16 protein-coding genes are annotated in these 14,732 nt (G+C 39.8%); 6 read left to right on the plus strand and 10 right to left on the minus strand.

From position 1 onward, the window contains the following. Position 1: 1 nt before the first annotated feature. The 3 genes from DX873_RS11090 (at position 2) to DX873_RS11100 (ending at position 3,377) form a co-directional block, all read left to right on the plus strand. Positions 2-796, plus strand: coding sequence for a helix-turn-helix transcriptional regulator (locus DX873_RS11090; RefSeq protein WP_116184499.1), 795 nt, complete (start codon positions 2-4; stop codon positions 794-796). 170 nt (positions 797-966) lie between these two features. Further along, a complete protein-coding gene (locus tag DX873_RS11095) occupies positions 967-2,496 on the plus strand; it encodes a serine hydrolase domain-containing protein (RefSeq protein ID WP_147296649.1) in 1,530 nt (509 codons plus the stop codon). Positions 2,497-2,855: 359 nt separating this feature from the next. Next, entirely contained in the window at positions 2,856-3,377 is a 522-nt protein-coding gene (locus DX873_RS11100) for a GNAT family N-acetyltransferase (protein ID WP_116184501.1), read from the plus strand. On the opposite strand, the gene DX873_RS11105 is transcribed toward DX873_RS11100, so the two are convergent. Further along, positions 3,363-3,683, minus strand: a complete 321-nt coding sequence (locus tag DX873_RS11105) for a hypothetical protein (protein WP_116184502.1) — start codon at positions 3,681-3,683, stop codon at positions 3,363-3,365. The two genes, DX873_RS11100 and DX873_RS11105, sit on opposite strands and share 15 nt — an antisense overlap. A gap of 142 nt (positions 3,684-3,825) precedes the next feature. Here DX873_RS11105 and DX873_RS11110 point away from each other — a divergent pair, with 142 nt between their 5' ends. After that, complete coding sequence (locus DX873_RS11110) at positions 3,826-4,530, plus strand: helix-turn-helix domain-containing protein (RefSeq protein WP_181899478.1); 705 nt, start codon at positions 3,826-3,828, stop codon at positions 4,528-4,530. Here DX873_RS11110 and DX873_RS11115 read toward each other — a convergent pair. From DX873_RS11115 to DX873_RS19175, 9 genes are all read right to left on the minus strand, one after another. Continuing rightward, the gene (locus tag DX873_RS11115) at positions 4,505-5,005 is read right to left on the minus strand and encodes a very short patch repair endonuclease (protein ID WP_116184504.1); all 501 of its coding nucleotides are present in this window, start codon (positions 5,003-5,005) and stop codon (positions 4,505-4,507) included. The two genes, DX873_RS11110 and DX873_RS11115, sit on opposite strands and share 26 nt — an antisense overlap. Further along, positions 4,998-5,654: a hypothetical protein gene (locus DX873_RS11120; RefSeq protein WP_116184505.1), complete on the minus strand. Its 657-nt coding sequence runs from the start codon at positions 5,652-5,654 to the stop codon at positions 4,998-5,000. Before DX873_RS11120 ends, DX873_RS11115 begins: the two co-directional genes overlap by 8 nt. Before the next feature lie 75 nt (positions 5,655-5,729). Further along, the gene (locus DX873_RS11125; protein WP_116184506.1) at positions 5,730-6,476 is read right to left on the minus strand and encodes a succinate dehydrogenase/fumarate reductase iron-sulfur subunit; all 747 of its coding nucleotides are present in this window, start codon (positions 6,474-6,476) and stop codon (positions 5,730-5,732) included. A gap of 6 nt (positions 6,477-6,482) precedes the next feature. Continuing rightward, on the minus strand, positions 6,483-8,486 hold the full coding sequence (locus DX873_RS11130) for a fumarate reductase/succinate dehydrogenase flavoprotein subunit (protein WP_116184507.1): 2,004 nt from the start codon (positions 8,484-8,486) through the stop codon (positions 6,483-6,485). Between the two features lie 2 nt (positions 8,487-8,488). After that, on the minus strand, positions 8,489-9,157 hold the full coding sequence (locus DX873_RS11135; protein WP_116184508.1) for a succinate dehydrogenase cytochrome b subunit: 669 nt from the start codon (positions 9,155-9,157) through the stop codon (positions 8,489-8,491). 111 nt (positions 9,158-9,268) lie between these two features. Continuing rightward, positions 9,269-9,976, minus strand: a complete 708-nt coding sequence (locus DX873_RS11140; protein ID WP_147296650.1) for a hypothetical protein — start codon at positions 9,974-9,976, stop codon at positions 9,269-9,271. Then, positions 9,957-10,760 carry a hypothetical protein gene (locus tag DX873_RS11145; protein WP_116184510.1) on the minus strand — a complete coding sequence of 268 codons (804 nt, stop codon included), beginning with the start codon at positions 10,758-10,760 and terminating at the stop codon, positions 9,957-9,959. Before DX873_RS11145 ends, DX873_RS11140 begins: the two co-directional genes overlap by 20 nt. A gap of 24 nt (positions 10,761-10,784) precedes the next feature. After that, entirely contained in the window at positions 10,785-11,390 is a 606-nt protein-coding gene (locus tag DX873_RS11150) for a hypothetical protein (protein WP_116184511.1), read from the minus strand. A 141-nt stretch (positions 11,391-11,531) separates the two neighbouring features. Continuing rightward, positions 11,532-12,161, minus strand: coding sequence for a collagen-like protein (locus DX873_RS19175; protein ID WP_116184512.1), 630 nt, complete (start codon positions 12,159-12,161; stop codon positions 11,532-11,534). Between the two features lie 253 nt (positions 12,162-12,414). Between DX873_RS19175 and DX873_RS11160 the strand changes: the two genes are divergently transcribed. Together DX873_RS11160 and DX873_RS11165 are read left to right on the plus strand one after the other, a co-directional pair. After that, positions 12,415-13,158, plus strand: coding sequence for a LytR/AlgR family response regulator transcription factor (locus DX873_RS11160; RefSeq protein ID WP_116184513.1), 744 nt, complete (start codon positions 12,415-12,417; stop codon positions 13,156-13,158). Positions 13,159-13,164: 6 nt separating this feature from the next. Beyond that, complete coding sequence (locus DX873_RS11165) at positions 13,165-14,700, plus strand: sensor histidine kinase (RefSeq protein ID WP_116184514.1); 1,536 nt, start codon at positions 13,165-13,167, stop codon at positions 14,698-14,700. Positions 14,701-14,732: the final 32 nt, after the last annotated feature.

Here is a 14,732-nt window from a genome sequence, read left to right on the forward strand (position 1 = left end):
CTTGAACACCAACAAATACTTTAAATTATCACTATTAGATGGGTTAGAATTATTGGATGCCAGAAACCATACATTGGACTTTCCTTTTCACACCCATGACTCCTATAATATTTCATTAATATTTAAAAATATTTTCAATATAAAACTAGGGGATAAAACATTAATGGCACCTAGGGGGTCAATTGCAATAACAAATCCTTCCGAGTTACATGCAACTCCTTGTGACCCAATTCATGGAACATCTTTTTTTACATTTTACATTCCTACGGATATCATAAAACACCTTAATGATAATCGCCCAGTTTTCTTTCGCAATAAGATTATTGAAAACCCCTCCATATTTAACCAGCTGTATTATTTGTCATTGAATCATCAAAATAACCTAATTGATTTTGAGAAGAAGCTTTTATTCATATTAAAAATTTTGATTCAAAAATATTCGCTAGTGGAAGAATTTTGCAGAACTAGTGTAAGATTATTGAATGATTGTATTGAAGAAATAGATATATGCGATAATTTTTCACTCGAAAAAACCGCTCAAAAATTTGGAGTAAACAAATTCAAATTTCTTAGATTATTTAAGCAGGAAACCGGATTAACCCCAACCAATTTTATTCTGCTAAAAAGAATCAATAGAAGTAAAGAACTGTTACTGAAAGAAGAGAGTATTTTAGACGTAGCAATTGCATCTGGCTTTTACGATTCTTCACACTTTCATAGGAATTTCATCAAATACACTGGCATTACACCTTCAGAATATCACAGAGTTGTTAAGTTGTGCAATAACGTACAATAGCCCAAACTACAATAGCAATACTTTTATACTTCAAAAATTATCCCCAGTGTTCGACCACTTGGGAAAGTTTGAACAGATTTCAATTAAATAGAGGTAAACTGGAAAACAGATTTTGCACAATTGCTTTTTATTTCATTAGCGTGCAAACCATAATTTTTAAAGCAGACAACATGAAGCTATTCAAATTTAATGACCTAAAACTTATTTCAGGATTTGTATTAGTATTCACTTTCACTTTTTTGGCATGCCAAACAGATAAGGAGGTACAAACCAACAAATATGATACATTTCTTTCTCAGGTATACGGACGAGGGCAGTTTAATGGGAATGCTCTTATACTTAAAGATGGGAAAATTGTATTTCAAGGCGCTTATGGTATAGGAAATATTGCCCCTATAGATTCATTAAAATTAAATTCTGTTTTTAGAATTGGATCCGTAAGCAAACAATTCACAGCAATGGGAATAATGATACTAAAAGATAAAGGAAAGTTATCCTACGATCAAGATATTAGAGATTTTATTCCTGAACTTCCATATGAGGGTATAACGATTAGGCATCTTTTGAACCATGTTTCTGGACTACCTGATTACACTGGGATGATGAACAAGAATTGGAAAACAGAATTGAAAAACAACGACCCCCAAAAACTAGTATCGGGGAATGATGACTTAATTAGGATGTTTGCCCAAGAGAAGCCAGAAGTGTACTTTAAGCCCGGAGAAAAATGGGAATACAGCAATACCGGATATGTGTTGCTTGCAACTATCGTTAGTCGTTCTTCAGGAGTTTCTTTTGGGCAATTTCTAAAAGAACACATATTTAAACCAGCGGGAATGGAAGACACATCGGTTTATAAGTATATTCCCGGTAGCGATCCACAAATGCCCATGCGAGTTTATGGATTTAGAACAGAATTGAATGGTGTTGATCGAGTTTCCACGGATTATCATTATTTAAACGGAGTGGCTGGAGATGGAGGAATATATTCCACATTAGCTGACCTTCTAAAATGGGATAGAATATTATACACGGAAAGACTTGTTTCAAAAAATACACTAAAAGAAGCTTTTGATTCTACAGTGCTTAATAATGGTGAAATCGAAAATTATGGTTTTGGATGGAGAATTACCCAATCGCCCAACGGAAAAAAAGCAGTTTATCATTCTGGTGGTTGGGTAGGATTTAGTTCTTATATCTACAGAGAAATTGAAGAGGATAATTGTATTATATTCTTGGCTAACAACTCTACTAAATATTTATGGGGAGTTACAGATCCTCTTATCAATATGCTTCATGATTTACCTGTTGAAATGCCAAAGTTGTCGATTCGAGAGGTTATAGGTAAAACTATTTTTAATACCGGTATTGAAGCAGCTATCAAACAGTATAAAGAGCTGAAGGACAATGAACCAGAGTCCTATGATTTCAAAGAAAAACAGCTTAATTTTCTAGGGTATCAGTTACTTCAAATGGATCTTATTAATGAGGCGGTTGAAATATTTCGCATTAATAAGGATGAATATCCGCAATCAGCGAATACATACGATAGTTATGGAGATGCACTACTGGCCAAAGGAGATGAAGTTAATGCGCTAATAAATTTTAAAAAGGCGTATGAGCTAGACCCTACTTTAAAAGAAACGAAGGAAAAAATCAATAGCATTGAAACTTCAATCACTAACAAAAAAGAAAAATAACTTTAAGAAAATTGTGAAATAGAATAAACACAATTTTCAGAAACAGACCAATCAGTCGGTTTTACAACAAAACAAGGCGGTTTTACAACAAATATTTTAACACATAATAATGTGTGTTAATTTTGTTTTTGTAGATTTTTTTACCCAAATTAACACCATAAAACAACAAACAACATGGCACCCGAATTAAACCGCACCACTATGGATGAAAATGTGCAGATTTACAGGAACGATTTCTTTGCTGGATTTGTACTTTTAGTGAAAAAGCTGTTCATGCTTTAGCAAACCAAACACTATCAAAAAAATTTAGGGCCTACAGAATTGTAAGGCTCTTTTTTTTGTGATATTCCGAACAACTAATGACATCCGTATCCTTTAAACGTTGCAAAGACTCTGATTTGGAAGCCCTGGTAAAAATTGCCAAGGAGACCTTTGTAGCGGCATTTGAAAAGGACAATGATCCAAATGATTTCAGGGATTATATTGAGAAAGCGTTCAGCAAGACAGCGTTGGAGGCGGAGCTGAACAATCCCGGGAGTCTTTTTTATTTTGTATTTGACAAAGAGGAACTGGTAGGCTACTTCAAATTGAATCTGGGCGCTGCCCAGACCGAAATAAATGATGATTCTTCAGTTGAATTAGAGCGCATCTATGTTGTTCCAGGAAATCAAGGAAAAAGTATTGGTCATCAAATGCTTCAAAAAGTATTGGCTTTGGCCAAAGAATTAAACAAGGCCTGTGTTTGGTTGGGGGTATGGGAGCATAACCCGGGAGCCATTAGGTTCTACCAAAGACAGGGGTTCAAAAAATTTGGGGAACACCCATACTTTATTGGAGAGGATGAACAAACCGACTGGTTACTACGTTTAGAACTTCAGTAGTCCATTTAAATATAACATGTCTCCTTCTGCCCTGAGCCGATAAGCAATAGAGTTTTCGTAAGCAGCATGTATCAGCAATAGAATGGCATTTGCGTTCACCTTTGTCAGGCTGTTGGTTCTATAGACCACATCACGTATTGTGGAGAAACTCACGTTGCTCCTGATGGCAATATTGGCGTAGTCATTTTTGTTGACGTTTCGTCTTAGAGCTTCAGAAAGCTTTTCACTGATTGGCTTTCCGTAATCGTCCTCTTGGAATATGTCTTCCGGCTTTAAAACTGGACCAAGGTTTTTAATTGTACCCATTTCAAATGTTTGAAGGTTAACTAATGTTTATTGGGGTCTGGTCCATTTTTCTATATTTGGCTTGTAATCCAATTACAGAAATGTGGTGGACTGCTGCGAAAAGCATTAAATGTGTAATAATATTACACAATATAGTAATTTTATGTACATACTTAAGCAATTAAGGCGTAAAAAAAATATCAGTCAAACAGATTTGGCAAAAGAAATTGGGGTAAGCCTTCGAACCATACAGCTGTATGAAAAGAAGAATGCCAATATTCCAATCAAAAATCTCACTAAGATTGCTGACTATTTTGAGATGACCATAGCCGAGCTTTACCTCTATGAGGTAAATGACTTTGAAGAGAGTTACATAAGAAAACAGCCTTTTGCCAAACATGGTAGCATCTTTTATCCGCTACAGCATGGTAAGTATTTAATTATGACGCCCCTGGTGCTTACGGAACATTACACGGAGTACATAAGGAATATTGATCTGACCAATAAAAAGATTCCCTTTAAAACGGGGTTTGTTATAGATTCCTTGGAAGAAGCACCTTGCATGGCCTTTGAAGTTTCGGGAGACTCTATGAACGATCAAACAATCAAGGCCATACCCAATAAGACCATTGTTTTGGGAATTGGTTTGGAGAAAGACCAATTTTCTAACACCAGTATGGAACTTTTGAACAAACCCTATGTGTTGGTATGTAAGGACAGGATTATTTGCAAACAGATTTCTGGATATGACGACCAGAAGAAGTCGGTGCGATGTCATAATTTGAACAAATCCCCGGAATATCAAGATTTCGACCTTCCTTTAGATGAAATTCTTCAGGTCTTTAAAGTTCTGAAAAAGCAACTTTGACCCTTTCCAGGTGGTCCAACACTTGTTGAAGGCAAGAATCAAGGTTCTTTTTTACCTCACCTTCCCAAAACCTAAAAACTGTATACCCTAAGTCCTTCAAACCAAGATTAACTTCTTGATCACGCTGAATGTTTCGTTCAATTTTTGGAATCCAAAATTCGCGGTTGGTCTTTATTTTATGCTTTCGTTCCTCCCAATTGTGACCATGCCAGAATTCGCCATCAATAAAGATGACTGTTCTGTACTTTTTTAGCGCGATATCCGGCTTTCCTATCAGTTTTTTATAATCGATGCGGTATCGGTACCCTGCCTGCCACAACGCCTTTCTAAAAGCCAGTTCTGGTTTGGTGTTCTTTCCCTGAATCTTCCCCATGATTTTGGAACGCTCAGGCGTAGTGTAAAAGCCTGATTCCTCATTAAATCTTGGCACTTTGATACGCTCCTGGGGATAATATTTGTCTTTTTCGCTAGTCATATGCCTGGTACAGGACCACCAAATCGTCCGAATGGTTGTCAACATTGATAGTAAAACCATCCGAATTAAAAGTGGTAACGCTGGCCGTGGTCAAACCCAATGAATCACCATTTTGGTTACCGTACCGGATACCTACGCAATGTGAACTGGATGCGTATCGGGAAATATCATTAATGGAATTTCCAGAACCTCCAATATAAATACTTTGTTGAACCACCGAACCGCTATCATCGCGGGCAAAACCATTAGCCGTTCCAAAAGAGTTGGGGAGGAACCTGTTATTGTTTCCAACGCCATTGTCAGAGTTCAGATTGTATGACTCCACATTGGCATGGGCTACAAAACTGATCTGCGAAGGTTGAAAAGGTAATCCGTTGATGGTTTGGTTTCCTGTTGAAGAGATAATAAAGGCACCAAAGTATACATTAGGCGTGTTTGATGCTGCAATTTCGCTCCAGTTGCTTCCGTTAAATCGGTAAACATTCTGTGTATCCGTTGCATAGGCCAAAGCTCCTTGCTGAGCATCGGTTATGGCGGTTATCTGTGCCAATGTTGCAGTTGGTAGGGTAAAAACAGAATTAGCGTCGAGTTGGGAGTGTAAGCAAATAGTGAATAGAAAAAATAGGGGTGGTATAAGAAGGTTTTTCATAAGCGGAGGATTTAGATAAAAATAAAAAAACCTGCCGGGGTATTGGCAGGTTTTTCGATATAATGTGTAGGACAATTAGCCTTTGATACTGGCAGAAAGGTATTCTCTGTTCATCCGTGCAATATTGGTAAGGGAAATACCCTTTGGGCATTCCACTTCGCAAGCACCGGTATTGGTACAGTTTCCAAAACCTTCCAAATCCATTTGCCTAACCATGTTCTGAACACGGTCCGCTGCTTCAACCCTACCTTGAGGTAGCAACGCGAACTGTGAAACTTTTGCTGAGGTAAATAACATTGCACTTGCATTTTTACAGGCTGCAACGCATGCACCACAACCAATACAAGCGGCGGCATCCATGGCTTCGTCCGCAGCATGTTTGCTAATAGGAATGGCATTGGCATCTATGGTATTACCAGAGGTGTTTACAGAAATAAAACCTCCAGCTTGCTGAATTCTGTCAAAAGAGCTTCGGTCCACGATCAAATCCTTGATTACAGGAAATGCTTTGGCCCTGAAGGGCTCAATTACAATCGTATCACCATCATTGAACTTTCGCATGTGCAATTGGCAAGTGGTGATCAATCTATCCGGGCCATGTGGTTCTCCATTGATTTGCAATGAGCAGGTTCCGCATATACCTTCTCTACAATCATGGTCAAACTCAACAGGTTCCTCTCCTTTGGACACCAATTCTTCATTAAGGATATCCAACATTTCCAAGAAAGACATGTCTCCTTCAACCCCATCAAGGGTATAGTCTACCATTTTACCTTTGGACTGTGCGTCTTTTTGACGCCATATTTTTAGATATAATTTCATAGCTTTCTATTTGTAGGATCGTGTCTTCAATTCGATGTTTTCATAAACCAAATCCTCTTTGTGGAGTTTGGCATCTTTTGGTTCTCCCATATATTCCCAAGCGGAAACAAACTTGAAGTTTTCATCATCCCGAAGGGCTTCACCTTCTTTAGTTTGATATTCTTCCCGGAAGTGACCTCCACAAGACTCATTTCTAAGGAGGGCATCTTTAGCAAACAGCTCACCCAATTCTAGGAAATCAGCAACCCTAGCGGCCTTTTCCAATTCTTGGTTCTTGGAATCCATTGTGCCTGGAATTTTTACGTTTTCCCAGAAATCTTTACGAAGCTCGGCAATCTCCTTGATGGCTTCTTCAAGATCCTTGGCGTTTCTGGCCATACCACATTTGTTCCACATGATCTTACCCAATTTTTTGTGGTAATGATCCACAGAGTGGATTCCGGAGCCGGACATCAATTTTTCCAATTTCTCCCTAACTTCTTTCTCAACGGCTTCAAACTCTTCCGCCTCTGTTGATATTGGTCCTGTTCGGATATCATCGGCAAGATAATCCCCGATGGTATAAGGAAGCACAAAATAGCCATCGGCAAGTCCCTGCATAAGAGCGGAGGCTCCTAAACGGTTGGCGCCGTGATCACTAAAGTTGGCTTCCCCGGCACAATAGCAGCCTGGAATGGTGGTCTGAAGGTTATAATCTACCCAAAGACCTCCCATGGTATAGTGTACCGCTGGATAGATCATCATTGGGGTTTTATACGGATTCTCATCCACGATTTTTTCATACATCTGGAAAAGGTTACCATATTTGGCCTCAATGACCTCTTCACCTAATTTGATGATTGTAGACTCATCGGGATTTTTAATTCCTGAGGTCATGGCCTTCTCCTTTCCATAGCGATGGATGGCTGCAGCAAAATCCAAGAATACGGCTTCTCCGGTCTTGTTTACACCAAAGCCGGCATCGCAACGTTCTTTCGCAGCCCTTGATGCCACATCACGAGGCACAAGGTTACCAAAGGCAGGATATCTTCTTTCTAGATAATAATCGCGTTCTTCTTCTGAAAGTTGCGTAGGCTTCAATTTTCCTTCTCTAATGGCCACAGCATCTTCTTTTCTCTTCGGCACCCAAATACGTCCATCATTCCTCAAGGATTCCGACATCAAGGTCAGTTTGGATTGGTGCTCTCCAGATACTGGAATGCAGGTTGGGTGGATCTGTGTAAAACAGGGATTTGCAAAAAAGGCCCCTCTTTTGTGCGCTTTCCAGGCAGCCGTTACATTACTTCCCATGGCATTCGTGGAAAGGAAAAACACATTACCATAACCACCAGTGGCCAAAACCACGGCATGGGCAGCATGTCTTTGAATTTCACCAGAGACCAAATCGCGGGCTATAATTCCCCTGGCTTTTCCATCTACCAAAACAATATCCAGCATTTCATGACGGTTAAAGGCCTGAATCTTACCACGATTGATTTGCCTGTTCATAGCAGAATAGGCGCCCAACAAAAGTTGTTGCCCTGTCTGACCTTTTGCATAGAACGTTCTGGAAACCAATACACCTCCGAAGGAACGGTTATCCAAAAGACCACCATATTCCCTTGCGAAAGGAACACCTTGGGCCACACATTGATCTATAATATTTCCTGAAACTTCAGCCAAACGATACACATTGGCTTCTCTTGAGCGATAATCACCCCCCTTAATTGTATCGTAAAAAAGACGATAATCACTATCTCCATCACCTTGATAGTTTTTTGAAGCATTGATTCCACCTTGAGCTGCAATGGAGTGCGCTCTACGTGGGGAATCTTGGTAGCAGAAAGTCTTTACATTATACCCAAGTTCGGCCAAGGTTGCTGCAGCAGCACCTCCCGCCAATCCAGTTCCAACAACAATGATATCTATGTTTCTTTTGTTGGCAGGGTTAACCAGGTTAATGTCATTTTTATGTTTAGTCCATTTATCGGCCAGTGGCCCCGATGGAATTTTAGAGTCCAATACTGCCATAATTAATGTGTTATTGGGTTAAGGTGATGATATATTGCGATGAATACAAAGGCCAAAGGAACGACCACTGCAAATATTTTTGCGAATTTCTTGAAACCTTCCGTGTATTTGTTGTTCACTCCCATAGACTGAAGGGAGGATGCAAAGCCGTGCCATAGGTGAAGGCTAAGCAATACAAATGCTATCACATAGAGTATGGTTCTCCAGAAAGGCTCAAATTTTTCAACTGTTTCAGCGTAGTACCTCGTAGGGTCTTCTGGTTTGACCTCTACATATTTGTAGGCCATTTCATGAATCCAAAAATCATAGAAATGAAGGAATAGAAATGCCAAAATCACCAAACCGGAATAAATCATGTTTCGTGATACCCAAGAGGCATTTTCACTCCCCTTGTATTTTACATAGGCCATTCCTCTTGCATTTTTGTTCTGAATCTCAAGAACAAATCCCATAACAAAGTGTACAATTACGCCTGCAACCAGAATAGGTTGCATAAGAAACTGAACAATTGGGTTGTACCCCATAAAATGGGAAGCTTCGTTAAAGAAGTCCGGTGAAAATACGGACGCAAGATTAATTGTTACGTGAAGTACCAAAAAAATGACCAAAAAAAGACCCGAAAGTGCCATGACAACTTTTCGGGCAATTGAAGATTTTATTAATCCACTCATCAGTGCTGGTTTTATCAGCAAATTTACAGCACAGACAAGTTTTTAACAAACTTTAAATAAGGGAAAGGCTCTTATTTAGAAGGGTTATGATCAAGGAGTTTTAAAGGGTGGTCAATCCCACTGCAAATGGAAATTACCGCGCAATTGAGAAGAGTCGGGATCAAACCGAATAACATACCATTGACCACTTATGGAAGCAATGATCGGTTCATTGGTCAAAGTCCCTTCATAGTAGGAATGTTCATCGGTATTGGGTATATCCTGGGGGTTTGCATCCTCGCAATAGGTACAATAATGCATGCTGAAGGTATTTCCATCAAGAGACCAAACCCCAACTCCTTTGGAACCGGCCACCCCTATAATTTCTACCTCCAAGGTCCCGTCTTCAAATAACCAAAACTGTCTATCGTAATCGATTTCATCAGACATGGGATCATTGTTATGTCCACCCGACCAGAAGGAATCCTTAAGGACATTGTTCAGTTCAAGACTGGTTTCCCAGCTTTTTTCACCGCTGATGGCATTGACTACAATTTCATGGGTGCCTAGGGGCAAGTGCCTTTCTATTTCTATGGCTCCGGTATTTTGATTTATGCTAAGTCCTTCCAAGTCTTCTTTCAGGGAAAAGGTGCCTTTATCCCCTGGCCACTCCATGGTCGGGGCTTGTAATGTAACCGTAGACCTGAATTCCACCTCAAAAACGTCCGAGGCATAAGCGAAGGTTACCGGTGGGTCATTTGCATCCTTGGAGCAGGCTGTACCCAAAAGAAATAGAAGTCCAAAAAGGCATAGTATAGTTCTAGAGTGATCTTTTTTCATAACTGATGGCGTATTTTATGTTAGTTCCACTTAATCCGGTAGATCTAAAATCAAAGGACAGAAGATTGCCCTCCCCATCCCGGATCTTGTTTTGATATTGATAATTATAATCCCCTATTTGGACTGCTTCAAGGTCGTTTTGATTGAAAAAATACAATTCGTAAGGAGTATAGAAAAAGAACAAGCCATTCCACAGGGACAAGGCGGGTTGAAGTGCCATATCTGCAAAGATACCCCTACTGTTTTCTGAGGTTTCCAATTGTATGTGGTTAATTCCTATGTACATCTCTGTTAGGTTGTTTTCTGCATCAAAACGGCACGAAGTGGGCAGGTTGCCCAAATCGCCATTCACACCATATATCAATTGATCTTCATTGTAAAAAACCGTGGTTTCATGCGCTGTGGCATTTATTTCCATATCTATTCCGGTTATGATATTGTTGCCTCCATAGGTGAAGAAAATGTCATAACCGATTCCGTTCAATACATCTTCCGTGAGCACTTGCATCAATTGCCCTTCGGGGCTATAATGAAATTCCGATTGCATGTGGGACACATCACCATTGGAGTTTCGCTGTTGGTCGATAAAGGATATATTGTTGTTCAAATCATAGGAGAGTTCATACTCTATAGTTTCTCCAGTGTCGTGCTGCAACGAAATAGTCTTTGGAAAAAAGCCTCGTTCCATTTCTGGGACCGTGCTGTTACCGCCATCGTTATTCTTGGAACATTGCACTATGATTGTAAGGGCAGCGCAAAGGAATAAGAACTTCAAAATTTTCATGATTTCTACGGATAGATTTTTCTTTTACTTCAATGTAAAAATGACTTCAATGTCATATCGAATGGCACCCAAGGGTTGGTCATAATAAACACTGACCTGTTGTGGAATGTTTATTTGATTATTATCTGTAACCTGAACAATTTCAAGGTGATTTTTTCCTTGAATCTTCGCTATTACCATGGCCTTGCTCCTTGCATTTTGGAGTGCGTCCTGCATCAAGTTTTGTGCCTCGTTCTCCTCTATTACAACAGTTGCCCCATAGGTGAGCCGTTGCACTCCCCTAGATTTTGTGTTCAAAAACCGACTAAATTCTTCAAAAGAGGATGATCTGTACTCGTATATAGTACCTTCCTTTTCATGGCCAAGGATAATATAGGCCGTCTGGTTTTCCGTAAGCATGTCAAGAGATAAGTTGTTCTTTTGGAGAGCATTATTGTATTTGCCCTTCATCTGATCCAGTGTCATGGCATCTTCTGGGTAACTGGAATAGGTTCCGCTCACTGTAACCGAACCATAGAAATCCGGAGTGCTATCTATGTGCATGGCCCTACCCAAAACCTTAATGGTCAATGGTTCTTGAGCATGTAAACAACAAGCAAGGAATAGTGATATGATTGGAATGATCTTCATGGTAAAATGGGATTAAAAAATAGGTATTGAATTGTATTGCAGTCATCCGCTTATTTAATGTTGCATAGGGATGACTTAAAAGAAATCGAAAGACGACAAAAAGTAGTTCCCAGCCATTTGACCGGGAACTAATGGGTTCAATTATTCTTCGAAATTGAAGTGTTTGGCAACTTGCTCATAGGTCATTTTTGAATAATCTACAGCTTTGCTGCCCAAGCCTCCAGGAGGTCCTGAGGTTACAGGAGTTCCACCAGGAATGAGAACATATCGATATTGCTCCAAGAAAGAACCATCACCTGCGGACTCGCCTTCTTCATTGGTAGCGACCGAAATTCGAATTTCTCCATCCTGAGCTCTAAAATAGTACGATTGTTGTCTGGCTGCTCCGAATACTACAGGAAGGGGATATACCAAACTGCCTAAGGATACATCTGTTCGTCTGGCGTAAACCAGAATAGTCCCGAAGTCCAACATGTCTTCGTCTATGTCGGGAGCGTCAATCACAAAAGAGGCAGATGCACCAACTATGTTGTTTCCCAATTCCGTATCTATCCAATCTGAATACATCACATTGGCTGTTCCAGGATCTCCCTGCTCTCCTTGTTCTCCCTGGGCACCATCAGCACCGTTTGCCCCAGCTGGGCCTTGCTCGCCTTGTGGCCCTTGAGGACCAGCGGGTCCTGTTTCACCATCCTCTGCTGAACAGGAGGCTATTAATGAGCCAATGAACAAGATGGCCAATGTGTAAATAAGCTTTGTTTTTGTCTGCATAACGTAATGAGGTTTAAATTTATAGCCCCAAAACTAAGACCGGGCTGGAGTTGAGATGAATGTATAGGTATGACACGGTTAAACTATTTTGTTGCTCTACACTTTTAGTGTGTGAACTGTTTTTTTTCAGGTAAAAAGGAATTTTTGCATGCTATACATCAAAACAGCGGTTTATACACTAAATTGATCAGTCCATAACAAATTGGACATTCCCTCTTTAACAAGGATGTAATTTGTTCTAAAGATCAACCTCATGATAAAAGCGATCATAGTAGATGACGAATCTGCAGCTATAAACAGCTTGTCCTGGGAGCTTCAGAAATTTCCGGAAGAGATTAAGATCATAGAAACATTTACTTCGGCTACTGAGGCCATATCCGGAATCAACTACTTAAAACCGGATTGTGTTTTTTTGGATGTTGAAATGCCTGAGATGAATGGGTTCACATTACTTGGGAACCTCTCGTATCGCAACTTCGCCATTGTCGTCACCACGGCCTATGATCAATACGCCATACAGGCAATCAAGGAAAACGCATTGGACTATGTCCTGAAACCTGTGGATGAGGAGGACATCAGAACCATAATTGAAAAACTGAAAAGACTTAGTCTTTCCAACAGCTTTCAAGAACAGTTTCAAGAAACCTTAAATGCACTGACCAAGGCCAGTACCAAACAAATGGTGCAGTTTCCTGTTAACGGCAAAATACTTTTTGCCCGGGTAGAGGATATTATCCATTGTGAATCGGATGGGAATTATACCAACATTTTTTTGGAGTCTGGCAAGAGCTTTTGCGTTTCCAAAAAATTAAAGGAGATAGAAGGATTATTGCCAGAATCCATTTTTTTCAGGGTTCACAATTCCTTTGTCATCAACACCCTAAAAGTAACGGAGTATATCAAGTCCGAGGGATATGTGGTTTTGTCCAACCAAAAACGGATATCAGTTTCCCGAGTAAAAAAAGATGCTTTTCTAAAGAAAATGGCCCAGTGCTAGAAAGGTATGGAGGCTAGCGGGTCAGTGCTCCGGTTTTTGGAGAACAGTAGTGAAAATGGATTGGGGTTCTTGGTGGTCGTGGTCCTTTTTTACCTTTTTATCTTTTTTTTGATACAATACTTTCAGCACAAGAAACTGTTTTTCTTGCTTTACAGCCTGTACACTTTCGTAGTGGGATTGGGCCTATTACGTTTTATAAAGGGCGTTTTCTTTTCTGGTTTTTTTGAATCTACTGCAGGAAGGGCATTCATCCGTTTTATCCACTATCCTTCACAACTGTTGGGAACCTTGCTGTTCACCTACTTCATTATCAACATCATGAAGTTGGGCAAGAAACATCCCAAATCAATAAAAATAATAAACCATTACTATGTCATCACATCAATTATTTATCTGATACTATGGGCGGTACAGGTGGCTTCGCCAAGGTCTTATCTCATTGATTACTTTCATGGTTTTGTATACATCCCTACGGGCTATGTTGTTTTTTTCTGGGTGTTTTTTCTGGTCTACAAGCAAAAAATGGTCATTAAGAAGTACATATTCACTGGCATGCTTGTGCTTGGGGTTACCTACTTGTTGATTTTTGTTTCAACCATAAAGAACATTCGAGTAAATGACGATTACCTCTACATACTTTATATTGGAATCTTGATTGAGAGCCTGTTGTTTGCACTGGCCATTGGGTTGGAGCAAAAACTGGTCTATGATGAGAATACCGAAATCCAGAAAAAATACATTTCACAGCTTGAGGAGAATCAAATCATAAAGGACAGTATAAACAGAACACTCTCCGAGGAGTTGGCCCAGACCAAGACCAGCGTTGTGGAGCTCACCGAGGAGGCTAACCGGGAAAGAACCGAAAAACTGACCATTGCCTTTGAAAATAAATTCTCCCAATTACGTTTGGACGCCCTTCGAAGTCAAATGAGTCCGCATTTCATTTTCAACGCAATGAATTCCATTAAATCCTATTTTATTGAGAACGAAAGGGAGAAGGCTATTTATTTTCTGACCAAATTTTCCAAACTGATCAGAAACATCTTGGAAAGCAGCAGGAAAGAACAGATTACTTTGGCTGAAGAATTAAAAATTCTGGAGGTTTATGTTGAGATTGAAAGCAATCGATTCAAAAATGACATTCAATTTTTGATTAATGTGGATAATGACGTGGACACGGAAAAGATTATGGTCCCGCCATTGTTTTTACAGCCGTTTGTGGAAAACGCCATTTGGCACGGGTTGTTGACCAAGGAAGGGGAGAAGCTCTTAACAATCAATGTCACTCGGGGCAATGGCCCCAAAACCATTGAAATCCAAATTAAGGACAATGGAATTGGAAGGGAGGCATCCAAACTAAAAAATACCAAGAATGTATTCAAAAAGGAATCTCTTGGGTTGGTATTGACCAAGGACAGACTGGATCTCTTCACCAAAAAACTTGGAAAACCCCACTCTTATGAGATTCGGGATTTGACCGAAAAAAAGAGTGGACAATCAAGGGGCACTTTGGTTGTAATCCATGTGCCTGAAGTGGGATAAAATAGAGCTTCTCAAAAAAGATATTGCAATAT

The sequence above is a fragment of the Flagellimonas nanhaiensis genome (genome assembly GCF_003382275.1).
In the GTDB taxonomy this organism is placed as follows: Bacteria; Bacteroidota; Bacteroidia; order Flavobacteriales; family Flavobacteriaceae; genus Flagellimonas; species Flagellimonas nanhaiensis.

What these genes read in the sequence shown, in the direction of transcription:
- DX873_RS11105 (WP_116184502.1), bottom strand. Translation starts at nt 3,683, where the DNA reads ATGGGTACAATTAAAAACCTTGGTCCAGTTTTAAAGCCGGAAGACATA.
- DX873_RS11100 (WP_116184501.1), top strand. Translation starts at nt 2,856, where the DNA reads ATGACATCCGTATCCTTTAAACGTTGCAAAGACTCTGATTTGGAAGCC.
- DX873_RS11150 (WP_116184511.1), bottom strand. Translation starts at nt 11,390, where the DNA reads ATGAAGATCATTCCAATCATATCACTATTCCTTGCTTGTTGTTTACAT.
- DX873_RS11115 (WP_116184504.1), bottom strand. Translation starts at nt 5,005, where the DNA reads ATGACTAGCGAAAAAGACAAATATTATCCCCAGGAGCGTATCAAAGTG.
- DX873_RS11120 (WP_116184505.1), bottom strand. Translation starts at nt 5,654, where the DNA reads ATGAAAAACCTTCTTATACCACCCCTATTTTTTCTATTCACTATTTGC.
- DX873_RS11125 (WP_116184506.1), bottom strand. Translation starts at nt 6,476, where the DNA reads ATGAAATTATATCTAAAAATATGGCGTCAAAAAGACGCACAGTCCAAA.
- DX873_RS11160 (WP_116184513.1), top strand. Translation starts at nt 12,415, where the DNA reads ATGATAAAAGCGATCATAGTAGATGACGAATCTGCAGCTATAAACAGC.
- DX873_RS11130 (WP_116184507.1), bottom strand. Translation starts at nt 8,486, where the DNA reads ATGGCAGTATTGGACTCTAAAATTCCATCGGGGCCACTGGCCGATAAA.
- DX873_RS11135 (WP_116184508.1), bottom strand. Translation starts at nt 9,157, where the DNA reads ATGAGTGGATTAATAAAATCTTCAATTGCCCGAAAAGTTGTCATGGCA.
- DX873_RS19175 (WP_116184512.1), bottom strand. Translation starts at nt 12,161, where the DNA reads ATGCAGACAAAAACAAAGCTTATTTACACATTGGCCATCTTGTTCATT.
- DX873_RS11110 (WP_181899478.1), top strand. Translation starts at nt 3,826, where the DNA reads ATGTACATACTTAAGCAATTAAGGCGTAAAAAAAATATCAGTCAAACA.
- DX873_RS11145 (WP_116184510.1), bottom strand. Translation starts at nt 10,760, where the DNA reads ATGAAAATTTTGAAGTTCTTATTCCTTTGCGCTGCCCTTACAATCATA.
- DX873_RS11095 (WP_147296649.1), top strand. Translation starts at nt 967, where the DNA reads ATGAAGCTATTCAAATTTAATGACCTAAAACTTATTTCAGGATTTGTA.
- DX873_RS11165 (WP_116184514.1), top strand. Translation starts at nt 13,165, where the DNA reads ATGGAGGCTAGCGGGTCAGTGCTCCGGTTTTTGGAGAACAGTAGTGAA.
- DX873_RS11140 (WP_147296650.1), bottom strand. Translation starts at nt 9,976, where the DNA reads ATGAAAAAAGATCACTCTAGAACTATACTATGCCTTTTTGGACTTCTA.